Below are 16,559 nucleotides of genomic sequence, written 5' to 3'. Positions count from 1 at the left end.
CGCGGCCGAGCGACCGGAACCGCGCCGATTTCGAGGCTCGCGCTCATGCCGGCTTGCCCAGGCTGCGCGAGAAGCCGCCGAGGCGCGGATCGAGCAGGATGTGCAGGATGTCGACCAGCAGATTGGCGGCGACCATGACCACGGTGACCGTCAGGATCACCGCCTGAACCACGGCAAGATCGCGCGTCGAGACGGAATCGACCAATAGGCGGCCGATGCCGGGCCAGGCGAAGATCGTCTCGACCACGGCGCTGCCGGCGAGGATATGGCCGATCTCGATGCCGATGAACATCAGCAATGGCACGGCGGCATTGGGCAGCGCGTGGCGCAGGATGACGGAAAGCGGCATCACCCCGCGGGCGCGGGCGGCGCGGATGAACGGCTTGCCGAGCACTTCCAGCGTCGCGGTGCGCGCGAAGCGCGCGAGGCGCCCAGCGAGCGGCAAAGCCAGCGTCACCACAGGCAGGATCAAATGCCAGGGCGTCTCGGACCCTGCCGAGGGCAGGACGCGTAGCTTCAGCGCGAAGAGCAGGATCAGCAGGATGCCGAGGAAGAAGATCGGGATGGCATAGCCGAGCACGGCGACTGCCATGGCGAAGCGGTCGATTGCACTGTTGTGGCGCAGCGCCGCCAGGACGCCGAGCGGCATGCCGATCAGCAGCGCCAGCATGAGCGCGCAGGCGCCGAGCAGGACGGTCTTCGGCAGGGCGTCGACCACCGCGGCGAAGGCGGGCCGGTCATCGGCGAAGGAGAGGCCGAAATCGCCCCGGACGACGCTGGCGAGATAGCGCAGATACTGCTCGGGCAGCGGCCGATCGAGCCCCCAGAGCTCGCGGTAGTGCGCGCGCACATCCGGCGGGGTCTCGATCGAGAGCATGATGTCGGCGGGGTCGCCGGCCAGCCGCAGCGCCAGGAACACCGCCGAGACGCAGATCGCGACCGTCAGCAGCGCACGCAGGATGCGGAAGGCCAGGAAACGCAGCATCGCCAAGGGCTCGTGAATCGAAGGCCGTGCTTGTGCCGATGCTTACGCGACAAAGGAATGACAGTTTGCCATCAGCCCGCGCGACGGAAACCGGCTGGCGCGGCACGGTTGATCTTCCTCTCCCGGGGTGGTTATGTCCGGCCATGCGATTTCGGTCCGCCATCCGGGGCCTGACCCTGCGACTTAGCCGCCCGGCGCTGTGAGCGCGCCGGGGTTCGAAGGCCTGTCCATCGCATGACGGCGTAGCAGAGCCCCGAGCAGGGCTGACGCCGCATCCTTCGCAAGGGTTGTCCCATGACCACGATGCCGATTTCCAAATACCGCGCCTATGCGCCGGTCAACCTGCCGGACCGCAAATGGCCGTCGCAGGTCCTGACCAAGGCGCCGATCTGGTGCTCGGTCGACCTGCGCGACGGCAACCAGGCGCTGATCGAGCCGATGGGCGTCGATCGCAAGAACCGCATGTTCAACCTTCTGGTGAAGCTGGGGTTCAAAGAGATCGAGGTCGCCTTCCCTGCGGCGTCGCAGACCGATTTCGATTTCGTTCGTTCGATCATCGAGAGCGGCGCGATCCCGGATGACGTCGCGATCCAGGTGCTGACCCAGTGCCGCTCCGAACTGATCGAGCGCACCTTCGAGGCGGTGAAGGGCGCCAAGAACGTCATCCTGCACTTCTACAACTCGACCTCGACGCTGCAGCGCGAGGTGGTCTTCCGCTCCGACAAGGCCGGAATCATCAGGATCGCGACCGATGCGGCCGCCCAGATCAAGGCGCTGGCCGCCAAGGCGCCCGAGACCAATTTCACCTTCGAATACTCGCCGGAGAGCTTCACCGGCACCGAGCTCGACTACGCCCTGGAGATCTGCGAGGCGGTCAAGGCGGTGATCCAGCCCACGCCGCAGAAGAAGCTGATCCTCAACCTGCCGGCGACCGTCGAGATGGCGACGCCGAACGTCCATGCCGACCAGTTCGAATGGTTCGGCCGCAACATCTCCGACCGCGACAGCGTGCTGCTCTCGATCCACCCGCACAATGACCGCGGCACGGCGGTCGCCGCCGCCGAGCTCGCGCTGATGGCCGGCGCCGACCGCGTCGAGGGCACGCTGTTCGGCAATGGCGAGCGCACCGGCAATGTCGACATCGTCACCATGGCGCTGAACCTGTTCACGCAAGGGGTCGATCCCGAGCTCGACCTGCGCGATGTCAACGAAATCCGCAGCGTCGCCGAATACTGCACGCAGCTGCCGGTGCACGAACGCCACCCTTATGTCGGCGAGCTCGTCTACACCGCCTTCTCCGGCTCGCATCAGGACGCGATCAAGAAGGGCTTCGACGCGCAGGAGAAGCGCAACGATCCGCTCTTCCAGGTGCCCTACCTCCCGATCGATCCCAAGGATGTCGGCCGCGACTACGAGGCGGTGATCCGGATCAACTCGCAGTCGGGCAAGGGCGGCATCGCCTATATCCTGCAGGCCGATCACGGCCTCGACCTGCCGCGCCCGCTGCAGATAGCCTTCTCCAAGATCGCCCAGGAGCAGATGGATGAGGAAGGCAAGGAGCTGACCAGCGCGGTGCTCTGGTCCCTGTTCAGCAGGACTTACCTCCTGAGCGACGCCCCGCTGGAACTGCTGTCCCACAAGACCTTCCCGGGCGCGGAGGGCTCGCGCACGCTGACGGCGGAGCTGAAGCAGGACGGCAGGGTCCGCACGATCGAGGGCGTCGGCAATGGCCCGATCGACGCCTTCGTCGATGCGCTGAAGACGACCTATGGCATCGAATTCTCCTTCCTCGACTATCACGAGCACGCGGTCGGACGCGGCGCCAACGCGACCGCCGCCTGTTATGTTCAGCTCCAGGACGAGAAGGGCCGCATCGTCCACGGCGTCGGCATCGACCCGAACATCGTCATGGCCTCGCTGAAAGCCGTGCTCAGCGGCATGCAGCGGGTCATGGCCGGCCAGCAGGGCTGAGCCATTGCAGAAAAGGCGGCGGGCTTGCCCGCCGCTTTCGTGCTTATTCCCCGACGGCCCTGCGGCGCTGAACTGGCTTCGCTTCCTGCCAGCCGAGCGCCGGCGCGATCAGCGCGGCGAAGTCGGCAATGATCTGGCGGTAGTCCGCGATCGAGAAGTTGTAAGGCAACTCCAGCCGCAGCGTATCGACCAGCGGCAGGACCGAGTCGGCCTGAAGCAGCTCGACGATCTCGTTCGCCGTGCCGACGAGATCGGGCGTGAACAGCGTCCGGCGCTCGCCTTGCGGCGTGAGCGTGCGGGCATGGCGGCTTTGCGCATAGTCGCGATAGCGCTGGCGCGTCGCGGCGTCGGCGCTGTCGAGCGGCACGATCACGCGGCCGACCGCGATCTTCGGCTCGCCCTCGCCACGCCAGTGAGCACGGAAGGTCTCGATATGGCGGCTTTGCGCGACGAAGAAATCGTCGGTCTCCTCGCCGGTATTGAGATTGCCGACGAGCAGATGGAAGCCGTTCTCGGCCGCCCAGCGGGCCGAGCGCAACGAGCCACCGCCATACCAGAGCCGTTGCCGCAAGCCCGGCGCATGCGGGCGCAGGCGCGGACGATGCTCGCCGGCAGCCGAGCTGATGCGCCCGTCGGCGGCGCCGAGCCAGTCGCCGGCGAGGTTGCTGGCGAGCCGGGCGACGCGGGCATGCGAGAAATCGTATGTTGCCGGGTCGGCGTCGAAGAAGCGCTCGCCGAGGAGCTTGCCGAAGGGCGGCGGGCCGGCGCTCAGCCCGACATTGAGCCGCCCGCCGGAGAGCACGTCGACCAGCGAGAGGTCCTCGGCGAGCCGGAACGGGTTCTCGTAGCCGATCTGGATCACCGCGGTGCCGAGCCCGATCCGGCTGGTGCGCTGGCTCGCCGCGGCGAGGAAGGTCGCGGCGGAGGAGACACCGGGCTCGAGATGCCGCTGACGCACCCAGGCGCTGTCGAAGCCGAGCGCCTCGCCATGCTCGAAGAGCGCCAGCGTCTCCTCCAGCCCGGCGCGCGGATCGGCATCGTCGTAATTGCCTGGCGTCAGGAAGGCGATGTGCCGGATGGCGAGCTTGGACATGGCGCGTCTTCAGTATTTCGGCAGGCCGGGCGGGTTGGTCTCGGAGCGGTCGAGCGCTTCCTCCTCCAGGTTCCAGCGCGCCAGCGAGGCCCGGAACTTGCCGTTGGCGATCAGGCCGTTGGTGGCGTTTGTCAGCGCATCGACCAGGCCGCTGCCCTTGCGCGTGGTGATCGCGACATCGGATTTCAGCGGCCAGCCGGCGCTGAGCGTGCCGACGCGCCTGATGTCCTTGTCGCGCGCCGCGATGAAGACGAGCTGCGCATGCGGCTGGACGATGACGTCGACCCGGCCCGAGCGCAGGGCGACGAGCCGCCCGGCCTCGTCGTCGAAGAGCTGCAGCTCGATCGGCTTCAGGCCGGCGGCGACGTTCTGCTTGCTCCACTCGACCAGGATGCGCTCCTGGTTGGTGCCTCCGCCGACGCTGATCTTGAGCCCGGCGGCGTCCTTCGGCTCGCTGATCGCGGTGACCTTGCTGTCGGCCCTGACGAAGAAGCCGTGCAGGCCCTTGCGATAGGTCGAGAAGTCGAACTTCTCCTTGCGCTGCTCGGTGACGCCGACATTGGAGATGACCGCGTCATACTTTCCCGAAGCGAGCCCGAGCGGCCAGTCGGCCCAGGCGATCGGCTGCAGGTCGAGCCTGAGGCCGAGGCTGTCGGCGATCAGCTGGGCGAAATCGGCATCGGCGCCGACCACGGTCTTGGCGTCGGTGGCGTAGGTGGCGAGCGGCGGCCCGCCCGGGCTGACCGCCACGGTGAACACGCCGGGCTCGACGAACTTGAAGCCCTTCGGCAGGGCGGCGATGGCCTCCGGCTGCTTGTCCGCCCTCACGCGCCCGGGCTGCTCCGGGCCGAGATCGAAGGGTGCCTGCGCCACGGCTGGGCCCTGAGTTGGGCCGAAGATGGCCCAGCTGCCTAGGATAAGCGCCAACATGGCACGCGCTCGCAACATCATCGTCTTCCGTCTTTGCTGATGGATCAGGTCGCAGCGACGCCCGCTACGCTCACTTCGCCGGCAGGCCGGGCGGGTTGGTGTGCGACTGCTCGATCGCCTCGGAGGCGAGGTTCCAGCGCCCGAGTGCCTTCGCGTAGTTGCCGTTGCCGATCTGGGTATTGATGGCGTGGGTGATCGCCTCGGCGAGACCCGCGCCCTTGCGGGTCGTCACGGCGATCTCGGCCAGCACCGGCCAGCCGCCGGAGAAATTACCGGCGAGGCGGGTCTTGTTCTCCTGTGCCGCCTTGAAGCTGAGCAGTGCGTTCGGGCCGAGATAGGCGTCGGCGCGCCCGGTCTCCAGCGCGAGATAGAGCACGACGTCGTCGTCATAATACTGGACCTCGGCCGGCTTCAGCCCGTCCTTCACGTTTTGCTCGTTCCAGCGCAGCAGGATCTGCTCCTGATTGGTGCCGGACCCGACGATGACCTTGAGCCCGGCGATGTCGCGCGGCTCGCGGATCTGGATCTCGTTGTCCTTCTTCACATAGAAGCCGAGCAGGTCCTTGCGATAGGTCGAGAAGTCGAACTTCTCCTTGCGCTGCTCGGTGACGGTGATGTTCGAAATCGCCGCATCGTATTTGCCGGAGGCGACGCCGAGCGGCCAGTCGGCCCAAGAGACCGGGACGATCTCGAGCTTGCGGCCGAGCGCATCCGCCACGAGCTGGGCGATGTCAGGCTCGGAACCGACAATGGTCTTGGCATCGGCGGTGTAGCCGGCGAAGGGCAGGCGGCCAGTGGCGTTGGCGACGGTGAAGACACCCTCCTTCACGAACTTCGTGTCCTTGCCGATCAGCTTGACCGCAGCTTCGTCGCGCTGCGCCCGCGGCCGGCCCGGCTGCTCGGGCGAGAGGTCGATCGCCTGCTGGGCGAGGCCGAGGGAAGGCAGCAGCGCGCCGGCCGAGGCGGCGCCGAGCAGAGCGAGCGTGTTGCGTCTGGTGATCATGACTTAGCTCCTTGAGAAATGGCGGTCAGAGGACCTTGGCTAGGAATTCGCGGGTGCGGGGATGGTCGGGCTCGGCGAAGACGCGGGCCGGCGGGCCGACTTCGAGGATACGGCCGGCTTCCATGAAGACGACCTCGTCGGCGACCTCGCGGGCAAAGCCGATCTCATGGGTGACGATGACCAGCGTCGTGCCGGAGCGGGCGAGCTCCTTGATGACGTCGAGCACCTCGTTGACGAGCTCGGGGTCGAGCGCCGAGGTCGGCTCGTCGAAGAGCAGGACCTTGGGCTTCAGCGCCAGAGCCCGGGCGATGGCGACGCGCTGCTGCTGGCCGCCGGAGAGCTGGCGCGGATAGGCATCGACCTTGTCGGCGAGGCCGACGCGGGCGAGCAGCTCGCGCGCCTCAGCCAGGGCCTGCTCGCGGGAGACCCCGCGCACCGACAGCGGCGCCTCGATGACGTTCTCGATCGCGGTCAGGTGCGGGAACAGGTTGAAGCTCTGGAAGACCATGCCGACATCGACGCGGCGCTTCAGGATCTCGCGCTCCTTGAGTTCGTAGAGCGTGTCGCCGTCCTGACGGTAGCCGATCAGCTCGCCGTCGATGGCGATGAAGCCTTCGTCGACGCGCTCGAGATGATTGATCGAGCGCAGCAGCGTCGACTTGCCGGATCCGGACTGGCCGATGATCGCGGTGACGCTGCCGGGCCGCAGCACCAGGCTGACATCGTCGAGCACCTTGAGCGGGCCGAAGCTCTTCGAGACGTTGCTGATCCGGATCTCGCCACCGCTGCGCTGCAGGCTCGCCAGCGACGGAGCCGCCACGGCGGACGAACCGGCCTGGTATGAACCGGCCTGGGCGAGTGCGGCCTCGGTCCGACGCGCCGCGGCGGCATCGCGCGAGCGGCCTAAGCGCGCCAACGCCAGGCCTATCAGCGAGGGCGGCGGATTGCGCAGCGCGCCCCGCGAGTAATAGCGCTCGATATGGTGCTGGACGAAGGACAGCACGCTCAGGATGACGAGGTACCAGACCGTCGCCACCATCAGGAGCGGGATCACCTCGAGATTGCGCCGATAGATGATCTGGATTGTGTAGAACAGCTCGGGCAGCGCCAGGATGTAGACCTGAGAGGTGCCCTTCGCCAGCAGGATGATCTCGTTGAAGCCGTTGGGCAGGATCGTGCGCATCGCCTGCGGCAGCACGATCCGCGAGAACTGGCGTCGCCGCGGCAGGCCGAGCGCGGCCGCAGCCTCGTGCTGCCCCTGGTCGACCGAGAGGATGCCGCCGCGCACGATCTCGGAGGAGAAGGCGCCGGCGTGCAGGGTGAGCCCGAGCACCGCCGCGAAGAAAGGCGTGATGAACTGCGTCGTCGACCAGGAGGCGAAGGTGATCTCGGTGAAGGGGATGCCGAGCCATACGGTCGAATAGAGATAGCCGAGATTGTTGAGGATCAGCAGCAGCACGATCAGGGGAATCGATCGGAACAGCCAGACATAGGCCCAGGACAGCGAGGCCAGCAGCGGCGAGCCGGAAACGCGCGCCAGAGCAAGGCCGGTCCCGAGCAGGAAGCCGAGAACGGTGCCGAACAAGGTCAGCAGCAAGGTTCGGCCGAGCCCTGCCAGCACCGGCTCGGAGAAGAACCATTCGGCGAAGACGTCCCAGCCCCAGCGCGGGTTGGAGAGGACCGAGTTTGCGATCGCGAAGATCACGACGACCGCGAACACGGTGCCGATGGTGCGGGCCGGATAGCGCGCCGGCACGATGCGGTAGCGGCTGAAATCGCGGGTCGGCGGAGTGCTATGGGCGCGCGTCGGCAGGCCCGCGAAATCGCTGGCGAGACTCATGGCTGGAATTCGTCCCCTTGAAACTCAGGAAGCGGCGCGCTCAGGCCGCGCTGGCAGGCAATTGCTCGGCCGGTGGCCGCAGCTTGTAGGCCGCGACGGCGAGGTCCTTTTCGAAGGCGAGCTTCTTGTAGACCTCGGGATCGACGGCGGGATCGAACAGTGGCGTGTAGCCGGTGCTGAGGTAGAGGTCCCGCGCCTCGGGCTGCCGAAAGCCGGTGGTCAGAAAGATCTTGCCATAGCCCTGGCGCACGGCCTGCGCCTCCAGCTCCTCGACGACGCGGCGGGCCAGGCCCTGGCGGCGAAAGGCGCTGTCCGTCCACATCCGCTTCAGCTCCGCCGTCTGTTCGTCATAGCGCTTGAAGGCACCGCCGGCGATGGCGCGGCCGTCGCGCAAGAGCAGGACGAAATTGCCCTCGGGCGGCGCGAACAGCGATGCCGGATAGCGGCTCATCTCGGCGCCCGGCGGCTCGCCAAAATAGCTCCCATAGCGGCTGGCGTATTCCCAGGTGAGCTGCTCGACCAGGGGTTGGGCGAGCGGATCGAGCGGGGTGGTGTAGACGAATTCGTCGGCCATGGGACAGCCTCTCGGAGCGTGAGGTTCTGGAAACGGGTTCTGTGGAGCGCTCAGCCGGCCTTGCGCGGCGCCGATGCCGGAGCAGAGCGCGCATAGCGGCTCTCGCGGCGCGGCAGGCCGAGATGGTCGCGCAGCGTTTCGCCCGGCAGGGTGCGGTCGTAGACACCGCGCGCCTCGAGCTCCGGGATGACCAGCTCGACGAAATCATCGAGCCCCTGGCCGATCACCGGGAAGCCGAGGATGAAGCCATCCGCCGCCTGCTTCTCGACGCGCTCCACCAGGATGTCGGCGATCTCCTGCACCGAGCCGATCAGGTCGGCGCGCGGGGTCGCAGCTTCCAGCGCCGCCTCGCGCAAGGTCTGGCGCTTCAGTGCGGCAGTGCGCTTGATCCGGTCGGTGGTCGAGCGGAAGCTGTTCTTGCCGATCTCGCCGAGCTCCGGGAACGGGGCGTCAAGCGGATAGGCGCTGAAATCGTGATGGTCGAAGAAGCGGCCGAGATAGGCGAGCGCGTCATCGATCGAGACGAGATCGCGGATCGCCTGGTACTTGTCCTCGGCCTCCTGCCGGGTGCGCCCGACGATCGGCCCGGCGCTCGGGAAGATCTTGACGTCGTCCGCCAGCCGCCCCTGCGCGATCGCGCTGGTCTTGATGCTGCGATAGAAGGCCTGGCCCTCTTCCAGCGAGACATGGTTGGCGAAGACCGCATCGGCATGGCGACCGGCGAGGCCGATGCCGGCATCCGAGGCGCCGGCCTGGAACAGCACCGGCTGGCCCTGCGGCGAGCGCTGGATGTTGAGCGGGCCCTCGACCTGGAAGAAGCGGCCCTTGTAGCCGAGCGTATGCAGCTTCTCGCGGTCGAAGAAGCGGCCGGTCTCGCGGTCGCGGACGAAGGCGTCGTCGTCCCAGGAATCCCAGAGCCCCTTGGCGATGTCGAGGTATTCATGCGCGATCTCGTAGCGCAGGGAATGCTCGGGATGCGGGCGGCCATAATTGCGGCCGGAACCCTCCAGCGGCGAGGTCACCGCATTCCAGCCCGCGCGCCCGCCGGAGATCAGGTCGAGCGAGGCGAATTGCCGGGCGATGGTGAAAGGGTCGCTATAGGAGGTCGAGACCGTGCCGACGAGGCCGAGCTTCTTCGTCACGGTCGCCAGCGCCGAGAGGATGGTCAGCGGCTCGAACCGGTTGAGGAAATGCGGGATCGACTTTTCGTTGATGTAGAGGCCATCGGCGACGAAGGCGAAGGCGATGCCGTTCTCTTCGGCCTTGCGGGCGTTGCGGATGAAGAAATCGAGATTGACGCTGGCATCGGGCGGATTGCTCGGGTGGCGCCAGGCGTTCATGTGGCTGCCGGGGCCCTGCAGCATCAGGCCGAAGGTGAGACGGGTCTTGCTCATCGGTGTCTCCTGTCGGCTCAGGCGGCGAGCGCCGGCGCGTCGCCGGCCAGCAGCGTGACCGAGGCGAGGCGCTGGGCGGTCGCGGCAGCCGGTGTGTCGATGACGAATTCGGCGATGCCGAAGCGGGCCGAGAGCACATCAAGCTCGCGCCGGACGTCCTCGGCGGTGCCGGAGAGAATGCTCGGGCGTCGGATCTCGGTCGTGTACGAGGCGGCTCCCGCCTGGCGGGCGAACTCGGCCGCCTGCTCCTCGCTGCCGAGATTGACGCTCTGGCCATTGTCGAGCGTCAACCGGACCACGCGCAAAGGCTCGGTCAGCGCGCGCGCCTCCTCCGCCGTCGCGGCGGCGAGGGCAGCGAGGCCGAACAGCGGCGGTTGCTTCGCGCCGGCCTTGGCATATGCGTTGAGGCTGGCCTCGATCGCCTTCGGGTCGCCATTGAGCTGGCCGGCGAAAACGAAGCGCCAGCCGCGCTCCGCCGCGAGCCTTGCGCTATCCGGGCTGGCACCGAGCAGGAAACGCTCAGCTGGCGCAGGCGGCTTCGGCAGGGCCTGCGCGCCGGCGAGCGGCTCATCCGCATCGAGCGAACCCGAAAGGAAACCATCGAGTTCCGCCAGCAGCGCTTCGAAGGAGCGGGCGCCCTTGGAAGCATGCTGGACGCGCAGCGCCTTGGTCGAGAGCGGCAGGCCGCCCGGCGCCTTGCCGATGCCGAGATCGATGCGATCGGGCGCCAGCGCGGCGAGCAGGTTGAAGGTCTCGGCGACCTTGTAGGGGCTGTAGTGCTGCAGCAGCACCCCGCCGGAACCGATCCGGATCCGGCGCGTGCGCGCGATCAGATGCGCCACCAGGATTTCCGGTGCCGAGCTGGCGAGTCCGGCAAAGCCATGATGCTCGGCAAGCCAGAAGCGGCGATAGCCCAGTCGCTCGGCAGCCTGCGCCAGAGCGATCGTGCGCTGCAGGGCATCGACCGCGCTCTCGCCGTCGAGGATCGGGCTCTTGTCGAGCAGGCTGAGGGAATAGGCCATGGGATGTCTCGCCTGGATCAGATGCCGCGCAGGCCGAGCGCCGTACGGGCTTCCTCGGCCATCCAGCCGAGGCGCTCGTAATCGCCGCGCCAGTAGAGCAGCGCCGCATCGTCGCCACCGAGCCGGACCTCACGGACGCGGCCGATGACGATGGCGTGCGAATGCCGCTCGATCAGCTCCTCGACCTCGCAGTCGAGCGCAGCCAGCGCGCCTTCGAGCAGCGGGGCGCCGGTGACACCTTGCGTCCAGCTCGCGCCGGCATAGCGCGCCTCGCCCTTCTCGCCATTGCGGCCGGCGAAGCGGTCGGCGATCTGCTTTTGCGTGGCGTTGAGGAAATTGACGCCGAAGCTGCCATGGCGGGCGAGCACCGGAAAGCTCGACGAGCCCAGGTTGAGCCCGAACATCACCGTCGGCGGCTCGGCCGAGAGCGACGCGAGCGAGGTCACGGTCAACCCGGTACGATCCTCGCCCTGCCCGGTCGTGATCACGCTGACACCGCCGGCGAGATGGCGCAGCGCCGCACGGAAGTTGGGCGCCTCGGCTGGTGCCGGCGCAGCCCGACCGACGTGGCGGGGTGCCGCAGATGTTGAAGTGACGAGCGAGACGACAGTCATGAAGGCCTCGGCTGGCGGGAGGACGCAGCGAGGCCAAGCGTCGCCAGGGAACGACGCTCCGGCCGGGCAAGCCGGCACGCGGACGCTGCTAGGGAATGGCGAGCCCGGCGATCAGGCCGCAGGGCGAGGGATCAGGAACATCGCGGCTGGCCGTCCGATCGCTCAGGATCCAAAGTATTACGCGGCTTCATCGACGTGTCTCCGGACTCGGAGCCCACGATTTCATCGTGGTGCTTTTAGCATTGTTGACGCGGTGCAAGCTGCTCCAGCAAATCCCGCGATCGAGCGCAGTTATCGGCGCTCGATACTGACATTCTTCATGCGAACACAGGCACGGTCAATGGAATGTCTTTTCAAAGATGTCCCGGGCAGGAGGCGGAAGCGCCTGCGGCCGGCACCTGCCATGGGAGAATTCCGTTCCGCCAGCGAGCCTGTCACAGGCAGGTGCCATCGACCGGCTATCAATAGGGGCTCCGTGGCGGCAACCACCTTAGCCGGTGGTTCAAACCCACCCGTATCGCCGCAACCGCGCAGTCCGCTGACGAAGCAGTGCGCCCCGGTCGGATCGCCGCCTTTGATGTGACGGAGCGCCGCAAAGGAGCCGGTTGACAGTTTTGCAATCGATTACATAATCCGATCCGAAGCGGTTCCGCAGAATGAACCGCCCCAGGGAGGAATGCCGGTCATGCATGCCAGCATCGTCGTTTCATCGGCTTTCTGCAGCCGCGCGACCGCACCGCGGCTGCGCTGAACGCGGCTCGAAAGCCAAGGCAATGGTCCAGATCGGCTTCAACCTGCTGACGGTCGGCGGCTTCATCGACGAAGCGCACCTGCCCTTGTGCGAGCGCATCCGCGATATCGGCTATGACGGCGTCGAGATCCCGGTCTTCGAGGGCGATGTCGGCCATTACGAGCGGCTCGGCCACCGGCTCGATGCGGTCGGCCTGAAGCGCACCATCGTCACCATCGTCGCCGAGGACAGCAACCCGCTCTCGCCCGATGCTGCCATCCGCCGGAAGGCGCGCGAGCGCCATCGCTGGGCGGTCGACTGCGCCGCGGCGCTCGGTGCCTCCGTCATCGCCGGCCCCTATCATTCGCCGGTCGGCGTCTTCACCGGCGAAGGCCCGCGCGAGGACGAACTCGCTCATCTCGCCGAAGCGCTGCATGCGATGGCGGACGAGGCCGGCAAGGCCGGAATCGCGCTCTCGCTCGAGGCGATCAACCGCTTCGAATGCTACGCGCTGAACACGATGGAAGCCGCGAGCGCGCTGAAGGCCGAGGTCGCGCATCCGAACTTTGGCTACATGTACGACACCTTCCACGCCAATATCGAGGAGCGCGATCCCGTAGGCGCCTACAGCCGCTACGCTCCCGAGATCAATCACATCCATCTCTCAGAGAACGATCGCGGCATCGTCGGACGCGGCCATGTGCCGTGGGCGCAGACGTTCCGCGCCATCCGCGCTACCGGCTATGACGGCTGGCTGACGGTCGAGGCTTTCGGCCGGGCGCTGCCCTCGCTCGCGGCGGCGACACGGGTCTGGCGCGACCTCTTCCCCGATCTCGACACGCTCCTCGTCGAGAGCCACGATTTCATCCGGCGCGGCTGGGCCGAAGCCGCTGAACCCAACAAGACAGGTGCGGCATGAGCGCCGATACGCCGGTCCTTTCGATGCGCGGCATCGGCAAGAGCTTCACCGGCGTGCGGGCGCTCGACGATGTCAGCCTCGATTGCCATTCCGGCGAGGTCCACGCCATCTGCGGCGAGAACGGCGCCGGCAAGTCGACGCTGATGAAAGTGCTGGGCGGCGTCTATCGCCCCGACGAAGGCGAAATCCTCCTGAACGGGGAGCCGATCGCCTTCCGGCATCCGGTCCAGGCGCGCCGGGCCGGGATCAGCATCATCCACCAGGAGCTGAGCCTGCTGCCCGAGCGCAGTGTCGCCGACAACATCTTCCTTGGCCTTGAGCCGACCCGTGGCGGGCTGCTCGACCGCGCCGCGATGCAGGAGGGCGCGCGCAAGCTGCTGGAGCGTGTCGGCGCCAGGGTCCAGCCCGATGCGCTGGTGAAATCTCTGTCGATCGCCGAGCAGCAGCTGGTCGAGATCGCCAAGGCGCTGGCGCTCGATGCCCAGATCATCGTCATGGACGAGCCGACCGCAGCGCTCGATGAGCGCGATGCCGGCCGACTTCTGGGACTGGTCGGGACGCTCCGGCGCGAGGGCGCGGCGATCCTCTACATCTCCCACCGCATGGCCGAATTGAAGGCGATCGCCGACCGCATCACCGTGCTGAAGGACGGCAAGTTGGTCGCGACACACCGGGCCGCCGCGCTGACGCCGGCGACGATCGTCAGGCTGATGGTCGGGCGCGACCTCGCCGATTTCTTTCCGCCGCCGGGTGATCCGGCCAGGCTCGGCCCGGTCGTGCTGTCGGTGCAGGGTGCCGGCAACGCCATCCTCTCCGATATCGCGCTCGACCTGCGCGCCGGCGAGATCGTCGGCGTCGCCGGGCTCGAAGGCTCCGGCAAGGGCGCGCTGGGGCGAGCTCTCTTCGGCGACGAGCCGTTCACCCGCGGCCGGATGACCGTCGATGGGCTGGACGGCCTGATCCAATCGCCGCGAGCGGCCATAATCGCCGGCATCGGCTTCCTCTCCGACGATCGCAAGAAGGAGGGCATCGCCCCGCAGCAATCGCTGCGCGACAATGTCCTGATGACGCTGCGCGCCTTTGCGCGTCGCCTGCGTCCACCGGCTTCTGGCGCGATGGCGCGCGCCGCCGCCGACCGGCAACTCGCCGAGGTCGATGTCCGGGCCGCCGGCTTCACCCAGGAGATCCGCGAGCTCTCCGGCGGCAACCAGCAGAAGGTCGTGATCGGCCGCTGGCTGGCGCGCGATCCCAGGGTGCTGATCTTCCTCGAGCCGACCCGCGGCATCGACGTCGCCGCCAAGGCGGCGATCTACCAGCTGATGCGAGGTCTCGCCGATCGCGGCCGCGCCATCCTGATGATCTCCTCCGACCTGCCGGAGATCATCGGCGTCAGCGACCGCATCCTGGTCATGCATGAAGGCCGCATCGCCGGAGAACTCAAGCGCGGCGCCAGCGAGGAAGACGTGATGCACCTTGCCCTCGGCACCGGGACGGCGGAGGTCGCGGCATGAGCGTCGCTGATATCGCCGCCCCTCGCCCGGCGCGCGACGTGCCGGTGGCGCCGCTGCTCTTCGCCGGCTCGCTCGTGCTCTATGTCGCAACCGCGCTCGCGACCGGCCAGCACGCCTATCTCAGCGGCGAGGGGCTCATTGGCCTGACCCAGCGCATGGTCGGCCTCGGCATCGTCGCGCTCGGGCAGACGCTGACCATCCTGGTCGGTTCGATCGACCTGTCCGTCGCCAATCTGATCAGCGTCTCGGCCGTGCTCGCCTCCTTCATCATGAAAGGCGAGCCGGCAATGATCGCGCCGGCCGTACTGGCGGTGCTGGCGCTCTCGGCAGCGGTCGGCCTCGTCAACGGGCTGATCATCGCGCGGCTCGACGTCAACCCGCTGATCGCGACGCTCGGCGTCGGTTTGATCCTGCAGGGGCTGCTCTCGGCCAGCTTTTCCAATTTCGCCGGCTCGGTTCCGGCAGCCTTCCAGGCCTTCGCCTATGGCCGGATCGGGCCGCTGCCCTGGTCGGTGCTGCTGCTGTTCGTGCTCGCGCTCGCGATCTGGCTGCTGCTGAGCCGCACGCGCTTCGGCGCCCATCTCTACGCCACCGGCGGCAATCGCGACGGCGCCCGCCTTGCCGGCATCCGCACTGAGCGCGTCATCATCGGCGCGCATGTTTTGTGCTCGCTGATGGCCGGCCTCACCGGGCTCTATCTCGCCAGCCGCCTGCGCGCCGGGGCGCCCTGGGTCGGCCGCGACGGCGTCTACGATCTTGAATCGATCGCGGTCGTGGTGATCGGCGGCACCTTGCTCGCCGGCGGGCGCGGTGGCGTCTGGGGCACGCTCGCGGGCGTCTTCCTCTTCGCCACGCTCGACGCCGTCTTCAACATGACCGGCATCGACGCCTTCCCGAAGCAGGTATTGCGCGGCGCCATCGTCATCCTCGCGGTCGCCGTCTACGCCGTGCGCAGCAAGGGGCATGTCGCATGAGCGCCGTGGCCAGCCATACCGCCCCCTCGGCGGCGCTGCGCTTCGCCCGCGGCATCAATGTCGGCCTCGCCATCTTCCTCGTGCTCTACGGCACTATCGCCGTGATGCAGCCGAGCTATTTCGAGGTCGAGGGCTTCCTCAACTTCCTGCGCCGGGCCGCGCCGCTGATCATCCTCGCCTGCGGCCAGCTCTTCGTCATCGCCGGCGGCGGCTTCGATCTCTCGATGGGATCGCTGGTGACGCTGACCGTGCTCGGCGGCTCGATGCTGGCCGGCGGCAACCCCGAGAACACCTGGTGGACGATCGGCGTGCTCTATCTGATCGGGCTCGGCGTCGGCCTCGTCAACGGGCTCGTCGTCACCCTGCTCAAGGTGCCCTCGATCATCGCGACGCTCGGCATGCTGCTCTCACTGAATGGCGCGGCGCTGATGTGGTCGGGCGGGGCGCCGCGCGGCTATCTGCCGGAGAATTTCCGGGCGCTAGGCCGCCTCGTCTATCGCGACGTTCCCGTAACCGGGATCATGCCGCTCTCGGTGCTCATCCTCATCGGCTCCGTCGGGATCGCCGCCTGGCTGTTGCACGCGACAGTCTTCGGCCGGCAGGTGCTGGCGGTCGGCGACAATCCGCGCGCGGCGGAGCTTTCCGGCGTGCCGGTCGGCGCGACGCGGGTTCTGGTCTTCGTGATCTCGGCGCTGTCGGCGGTGACCGCGGGCATCCTGCTCGGCGGCTTCGCCGGCGTCTCGACCGCGGTCGGACAGGGGCTCGAACTACAGGCGATCGCCGCCTGCGTCATCGGCGGGGCGCAATTGCTCGGCGGGCGCGCCAGCGTGACCGGCGCGGTCGCCGGCGCGCTCAGCCTGTTCGCCCTGTTCACCTTGCTCAACCTGATGGGCCTGCCGCAGCCGCTGCGTGAGACCGTTCAGGGCCTGATCCTGATCGCAGCTGTGGCATCGAGCGCCTGGCGCATGCGACGCGCCTGAAAACGAGTTTTCGGAGGCG

Annotated in this window: 14 protein-coding genes; 5 read left to right on the top strand and 9 right to left on the bottom strand. The window is 67.7% G+C overall.

The window, feature by feature from the left end; genetic code table 11:
* Positions 1 to 43: 43 nt before the first annotated feature.
* Positions 44 to 985, bottom strand: coding sequence for an ABC transporter permease (locus BMZ21_RS25765; RefSeq protein WP_091841568.1), 942 nt, complete (start codon positions 983 to 985; stop codon positions 44 to 46).
* A gap of 303 nt (positions 986 to 1,288) precedes the next feature.
* Here BMZ21_RS25765 and leuA point away from each other — a divergent pair, with 303 nt between their 5' ends.
* A complete protein-coding gene (gene leuA, locus BMZ21_RS25760; RefSeq protein ID WP_208862378.1) occupies positions 1,289 to 2,956 on the top strand; it encodes a 2-isopropylmalate synthase in 1,668 nt (555 codons plus the stop codon).
* 43 nt (positions 2,957 to 2,999) lie between these two features.
* Here leuA and BMZ21_RS25755 read toward each other — a convergent pair whose 3' ends face one another.
* From BMZ21_RS25755 to BMZ21_RS25720, 8 genes are all read right to left on the bottom strand, one after another.
* On the bottom strand, positions 3,000 to 4,049 hold the full coding sequence (locus tag BMZ21_RS25755; protein ID WP_091841563.1) for an LLM class flavin-dependent oxidoreductase: 1,050 nt from the start codon (positions 4,047 to 4,049) through the stop codon (positions 3,000 to 3,002).
* A 9-nt stretch (positions 4,050 to 4,058) separates the two neighbouring features.
* Positions 4,059 to 4,979, bottom strand: a complete 921-nt coding sequence (locus BMZ21_RS25750) for an ABC transporter substrate-binding protein (protein ID WP_244544008.1) — start codon at positions 4,977 to 4,979, stop codon at positions 4,059 to 4,061.
* Positions 4,980 to 5,049: 70 nt separating this feature from the next.
* Positions 5,050 to 5,982, bottom strand: a complete 933-nt coding sequence (locus BMZ21_RS25745; protein WP_091841559.1) for an ABC transporter substrate-binding protein — start codon at positions 5,980 to 5,982, stop codon at positions 5,050 to 5,052.
* Positions 5,983 to 6,007: 25 nt separating this feature from the next.
* Complete coding sequence (locus tag BMZ21_RS31035; RefSeq protein ID WP_091841557.1) at positions 6,008 to 7,822, bottom strand: amino acid ABC transporter permease/ATP-binding protein; 1,815 nt, start codon at positions 7,820 to 7,822, stop codon at positions 6,008 to 6,010.
* A 40-nt stretch (positions 7,823 to 7,862) separates the two neighbouring features.
* Entirely contained in the window at positions 7,863 to 8,396 is a 534-nt protein-coding gene (locus BMZ21_RS25735; RefSeq protein ID WP_091841555.1) for a GNAT family N-acetyltransferase, read from the bottom strand.
* A 50-nt stretch (positions 8,397 to 8,446) separates the two neighbouring features.
* Complete coding sequence (locus BMZ21_RS25730) at positions 8,447 to 9,790, bottom strand: LLM class flavin-dependent oxidoreductase (RefSeq protein WP_091841552.1); 1,344 nt, start codon at positions 9,788 to 9,790, stop codon at positions 8,447 to 8,449.
* A gap of 17 nt (positions 9,791 to 9,807) precedes the next feature.
* Entirely contained in the window at positions 9,808 to 10,812 is a 1,005-nt protein-coding gene (locus tag BMZ21_RS25725; RefSeq protein ID WP_091841550.1) for an MsnO8 family LLM class oxidoreductase, read from the bottom strand.
* Between the two features lie 17 nt (positions 10,813 to 10,829).
* A complete protein-coding gene (locus BMZ21_RS25720) occupies positions 10,830 to 11,426 on the bottom strand; it encodes a flavin reductase family protein (protein ID WP_091841548.1) in 597 nt (198 codons plus the stop codon).
* Between the two features lie 773 nt (positions 11,427 to 12,199).
* Between BMZ21_RS25720 and BMZ21_RS25715 the strand changes: the two genes are divergently transcribed.
* The 4 genes from BMZ21_RS25715 to BMZ21_RS25700 are packed head-to-tail and all read left to right on the top strand — an operon-like array spanning position 12,200 to position 16,540.
* Positions 12,200 to 13,075 carry a sugar phosphate isomerase/epimerase family protein gene (locus BMZ21_RS25715; protein WP_091841546.1) on the top strand — a complete coding sequence of 292 codons (876 nt, stop codon included), beginning with the start codon at positions 12,200 to 12,202 and terminating at the stop codon, positions 13,073 to 13,075.
* On the top strand, positions 13,072 to 14,586 hold the full coding sequence (locus BMZ21_RS25710; RefSeq protein ID WP_091841544.1) for a sugar ABC transporter ATP-binding protein: 1,515 nt from the start codon (positions 13,072 to 13,074) through the stop codon (positions 14,584 to 14,586). The genes BMZ21_RS25715 and BMZ21_RS25710 overlap by 4 nt, the downstream gene beginning before the upstream one ends.
* Positions 14,583 to 15,560 carry an ABC transporter permease gene (locus BMZ21_RS25705; protein ID WP_091841541.1) on the top strand — a complete coding sequence of 326 codons (978 nt, stop codon included), beginning with the start codon at positions 14,583 to 14,585 and terminating at the stop codon, positions 15,558 to 15,560. Before BMZ21_RS25710 ends, BMZ21_RS25705 begins: the two co-directional genes overlap by 4 nt.
* Positions 15,557 to 16,540 (top strand): ABC transporter permease, encoded by a 984-nt coding sequence (locus BMZ21_RS25700; protein ID WP_208862370.1) that lies wholly within the window; start codon positions 15,557 to 15,559, stop codon positions 16,538 to 16,540. Before BMZ21_RS25705 ends, BMZ21_RS25700 begins: the two co-directional genes overlap by 4 nt.
* The last annotated feature ends 19 nt before the right edge of the window (positions 16,541 to 16,559 follow it).

It is taken from the genome of Allobosea lupini (assembly GCF_900109525.1).
Classification (GTDB): Bacteria; Pseudomonadota; Alphaproteobacteria; order Rhizobiales; family Beijerinckiaceae; genus Allobosea; species Allobosea lupini.
The sequence above is the reverse complement of the archived record's forward strand: the minus strand, read 5'-3'. Positions and strand labels throughout refer to the sequence as shown.

Bases quoted from the DNA above. Each gene is read 5' to 3' on its own strand.
- BMZ21_RS25765 (WP_091841568.1), bottom strand. From the start codon at position 985: ATGCTGCGTTTCCTGGCCTTCCGCATCCTGCGTGCGCTGCTGACGGTC.
- leuA (WP_208862378.1), top strand. From the start codon at position 1,289: ATGCCGATTTCCAAATACCGCGCCTATGCGCCGGTCAACCTGCCGGAC.
- BMZ21_RS25755 (WP_091841563.1), bottom strand. From the start codon at position 4,049: ATGTCCAAGCTCGCCATCCGGCACATCGCCTTCCTGACGCCAGGCAAT.
- BMZ21_RS25750 (WP_244544008.1), bottom strand. From the start codon at position 4,979: ATGTTGGCGCTTATCCTAGGCAGCTGGGCCATCTTCGGCCCAACTCAG.
- BMZ21_RS25745 (WP_091841559.1), bottom strand. From the start codon at position 5,982: ATGATCACCAGACGCAACACGCTCGCTCTGCTCGGCGCCGCCTCGGCC.
- BMZ21_RS31035 (WP_091841557.1), bottom strand. From the start codon at position 7,822: ATGAGTCTCGCCAGCGATTTCGCGGGCCTGCCGACGCGCGCCCATAGC.
- BMZ21_RS25735 (WP_091841555.1), bottom strand. From the start codon at position 8,396: ATGGCCGACGAATTCGTCTACACCACCCCGCTCGATCCGCTCGCCCAA.
- BMZ21_RS25730 (WP_091841552.1), bottom strand. From the start codon at position 9,790: ATGAGCAAGACCCGTCTCACCTTCGGCCTGATGCTGCAGGGCCCCGGC.
- BMZ21_RS25725 (WP_091841550.1), bottom strand. From the start codon at position 10,812: ATGGCCTATTCCCTCAGCCTGCTCGACAAGAGCCCGATCCTCGACGGC.
- BMZ21_RS25720 (WP_091841548.1), bottom strand. From the start codon at position 11,426: ATGACTGTCGTCTCGCTCGTCACTTCAACATCTGCGGCACCCCGCCAC.
- BMZ21_RS25715 (WP_091841546.1), top strand. From the start codon at position 12,200: ATGGTCCAGATCGGCTTCAACCTGCTGACGGTCGGCGGCTTCATCGAC.
- BMZ21_RS25710 (WP_091841544.1), top strand. From the start codon at position 13,072: ATGAGCGCCGATACGCCGGTCCTTTCGATGCGCGGCATCGGCAAGAGC.
- BMZ21_RS25705 (WP_091841541.1), top strand. From the start codon at position 14,583: ATGAGCGTCGCTGATATCGCCGCCCCTCGCCCGGCGCGCGACGTGCCG.
- BMZ21_RS25700 (WP_208862370.1), top strand. From the start codon at position 15,557: ATGAGCGCCGTGGCCAGCCATACCGCCCCCTCGGCGGCGCTGCGCTTC.